Raw genomic sequence first — 3802 nt, forward strand, 5'->3', positions numbered from 1 at the left:
GGAAAGCTTGTCCTAGGCATTTTTGTTGTTTGAACTTTTGTTCATCTGATGGAAATGCTGGATTGGTGTTGCCTGACCGCGCATCACCGGATGATATCTCGAGAAGCTGGTCTTAATGATACGACCTCGAAGTGCACCGGCGTGCCTTCATATGAGGATTGTATCGAACACGTCGATGGCATCATGAAATGATCTGATTGTAAAAGGTAATCAGTTTTTTGCTGGTTTTACGCATACCTTAGGGTTGTGTGAGGCCGATTTGGAACCCCTTTGAGCGCAAGCGAGAAGGATAGGAATTCCAAATTTGCAAATATGGATGGGCATAGACAATGAGAACGAACAAGTGTTTTAAGGGCATTTGGTGGATGCCTTGGCATGCACAGGCGAAGAAGGACGTGATACGCTGCGATAAGCCGTGGGGAGCTGCGAATAAGCTTTGATCCATGGATCTCCGAATGGGGCAACCCACCTTAAATACTTGGAGAATCCAAGCTGTTCTTCTGAACGGTTTGGGTTTCCAAGTATTGATATAAGGTATCTTACCTTCGAATACATAGGGGTAAGAAGCGAACGCAGGGAACTGAAACATCTAAGTACCTGCAGGAAAGGACATCAACCGAGACTCCGTAAGTAGTGGCGAGCGAACGCGGACCAGGCCAGTGGCAATGATGAATAAAGTGGAACGATCTGGAAAGTTCGGCCGTAGCGGGTGATAGCCCCGTACACGTAGAACAATCATTGTCCTTGAGTAAGGCGGGGCACGTGAAATCCTGTCTGAACATGGGGAGACCACTCTCCAAGCCTAAGTACTCGTGCATGACCGATAGCGAACAAGTACCGTGAGGGAAAGGTGAAAAGCACCCCGACGAGGGGAGTGAAATAGAACCTGAAACCGGATGCCTACAAACAGTCGGAGCCCGCAAGGGTGACGGCGTACCTTTTGTATAATGGGTCAACGACTTAGTGTAACTAGCAAGCTTAAGCCGGTAGGTGTAGGCGCAGCGAAAGCGAGTCTGAATAGGGCGATTTAGTTAGTTGCATTAGACCCGAAACCGAGTGATCTAGCCATGAGCAGGCTGAAGGTTGGGTAACACCAACTGGAGGGCCGAACCCATATCTGTTGCAATAGATTGGGATGACTTGTGGCTAGGGGTGAAAGGCCAATCAAACTCGGAAATAGCTGGTTCTCCGCGAAATCTATTTAGGTAGAGCGTCGACCGAATACCCTCGGGGGTAGAGCACTGGATGGGCTATGGGGACTCACCGTCTTACTGATCCTAACCAAACTCCGAATACCGAGGAGTACTAGTCGGCAGACACACGGCGGGTGCTAACGTCCGTCGTGAAGAGGGCAACAACCCTGACCTCCAGCTAAGGTCCCCAAGTCATGGCTAAGTGGGAAAGGATGTGAGGATCCCAAAACAACCAGGATGTTGGCTTAGAAGCAGCCATCATTTAAAGAAAGCGTAACAGCTCACTGGTCTAAATAAGGGTCTTTGCGCCGAAAATGTAACGGGGCTAAAGCCATGCACCGAAGCTGAGGATACGATCTTATGATCGTGTGGTAGCGGAGCGTTCCGTAAGTCTGTGAAGGCGGACCCGTGAGGGCTGCTGGAGATATCGGAAGTGCGAATGTTGACATGAGTAACGATAAAGGGAGTGAGAGACTCCCTCGCCGAAAGACCAAGGGTTCCTGCTTAAAGTTAATCTGAGCAGGGTTAGCCGGCCCCTAAGACGAGGCGGACACGCGTAGTCGATGGGAACCACGTTAATATTCGTGGGCCTGGTGGTAGTGACGGATCTCGTGTGTTGTACACCCTTATTGGATTGGTTGTGCAGCGAAGAGGTTCCAGGAAATAGCTCCACCGTATAGACCGTACCCGAAACCGACACAGGTGGTCAGGTAGAGTATACCAAGGCGCTTGAGAGAACTATGTTGAAGGAACTCGGCAAATTGCACGCGTAACTTCGGAAGAAGCGTGACCCCATTGTACGCAAGTATAGTGGGGTGGCACAGACCAGGGGGTAGCGACTGTTTATCAAAAACACAGGGCTCTGCGAAGTAGCAATACGACGTATAGGGTCTGACGCCTGCCCGGTGCTGGAAGGTTAAAGGGAGGGGTGCAAGCTCTGAACTGAAGCCCCAGTAAACGGCGGCCGTAACTATAACGGTCCTAAGGTAGCGAAATTCCTTGTCGGGTAAGTTCCGACCTGCACGAATGGCGTAACGACTTCCCCGCTGTCTCCAACATAGACTCAGTGAAATTGAATTCCCCGTGAAGATGCGGGGTTCCTGCGGTCAGACGGAAAGACCCCGTGCACCTTTACTATAGCTTTACACTGGCATTCGCCAAGGCATGTGTAGGATAGGTGGTAGGCTTTGAAGCAGGGACGCCAGTTCTTGTGGAGCCATCCTTGAAATACCACCCTTATCTTCGTGGATGTCTAACCGCGGTCCGTTATCCGGATCCGGGACAGTGTATGGTGGGTAGTTTGACTGGGGCGGTCGCCTCCGAAAGAGTAACGGAGGCGCGCGATGGTTAGCTCAGACCGGTCGGAAATCGGTCGTCGAGTGCAATGGCATAAGCTAGCCTGACTGCGAGACTGACAAGTCGAGCAGAGACGAAAGTCGGTCATAGTGATCCGGTGGTCCCGTGTGGAAGGGCCATCGCTCAACGGATAAAAGGTACGCCGGGGATAACAGGCTGATGACCCCCAAGAGTCCATATCGACGGGGTTGTTTGGCACCTCGATGTCGACTCATCGCATCCTGGGGCTGGAGCAGGTCCCAAGGGTATGGCTGTTCGCCATTTAAAGCGGTACGTGAGTTGGGTTCAGAACGTCGTGAGACAGTTCGGTCCCTATCTGCCGTGGGTGTAGGAATATTGACAGGATCTGTCCCTAGTACGAGAGGACCGGGATGGACGTATCTCTGGTGGATCTGTTGTCCTGCCAAGGGCATAGCAGAGTAGCTATATACGGAATGGATAACCGCTGAAGGCATCTAAGCGGGAAACCAACCTGAAAACGAGTATTCCCTATCAGAGCCGTGGAAGACGACCACGTTGATAGGACGGGTGTGGAAGTACAGTAATGTATGAAGCTTACCGTTACTAATAGCTCGATCGACTTCTTCGTTCTCATTGTTCATGTCCATCAAGACGTGTTAAATTAAAGTGAGCTTCACGCTCTCCAGCTTCTCGAAAACAACGTAAGTTGTTGCGTTTTGCCGACCTGGTGGTTATTGCGGGGCGGCTGCACCCGTTCCCATTCCGAACACGGCCGTGAAACGCCCCAGCGCCAATGGTACTTCGTCTTAAGACGCGGGAGAGTAGGTCGCTGCCAGGTCTGCTAAACGCAACTCAAAGCTTACAAAACATCTTCTCATCACAAAAAGGGCCTCGATGCCCAACACGAGGCCGCTATCAAAGCGGCCTTTTGCGTTTAAGGCCAATTCTTGGACTAATGCCGTCCCGCCCTTCCGAAAAGATAACTCTTTGAGGGCTGATAGACCGGGAAAAGTGGCAAGTTCAGGAAACGCGAGACAAATTGCAACGCAATTTGCTCGGCACAGATCCGTCAATCGCTAGAGCGATCGACGTCGTCGCGACAAATCCTCTGGATTTGCGCTGGTTCGGATGAACTGCCATGCAGTTTACCGAGTACGGACAAACTGTTTTACAGTTTGCCTAGGGGTATTTTGCCTTTGGCAAAAACCTGGTAACGCGGGGTGGAGCAGCCCGGTAGCTCGTCAGGCTCATAACCTGAAGGCCGCAGGTTCAAATCCTGCCCCCGCAACCAA

At 51.5% G+C, this 3802-nt stretch carries 1 tRNA gene and 2 rRNA genes; all 3 read left to right on the forward strand.

The features are described 5' to 3' along the window. Positions 1 to 337: 337 nt before the first annotated feature. Positions 338 to 3138: ribosomal RNA gene (locus M2418_RS25650) — 23S ribosomal RNA — on the forward strand. A 95-nt stretch (positions 3139 to 3233) separates the two neighbouring features. Then, a 5S ribosomal RNA gene (rrf, locus tag M2418_RS25655) occupies positions 3234 to 3348 on the forward strand. A 376-nt stretch (positions 3349 to 3724) separates the two neighbouring features. After that, positions 3725 to 3801, forward strand: a tRNA-Met gene (locus tag M2418_RS25660). The last annotated feature ends 1 nt before the right edge of the window (position 3802 follow it).

This window comes from Rhizobium sp. BIGb0125 (genome assembly GCF_024810055.1).
In the GTDB taxonomy this organism is placed as follows: domain Bacteria; phylum Pseudomonadota; class Alphaproteobacteria; order Rhizobiales; family Rhizobiaceae; genus Agrobacterium.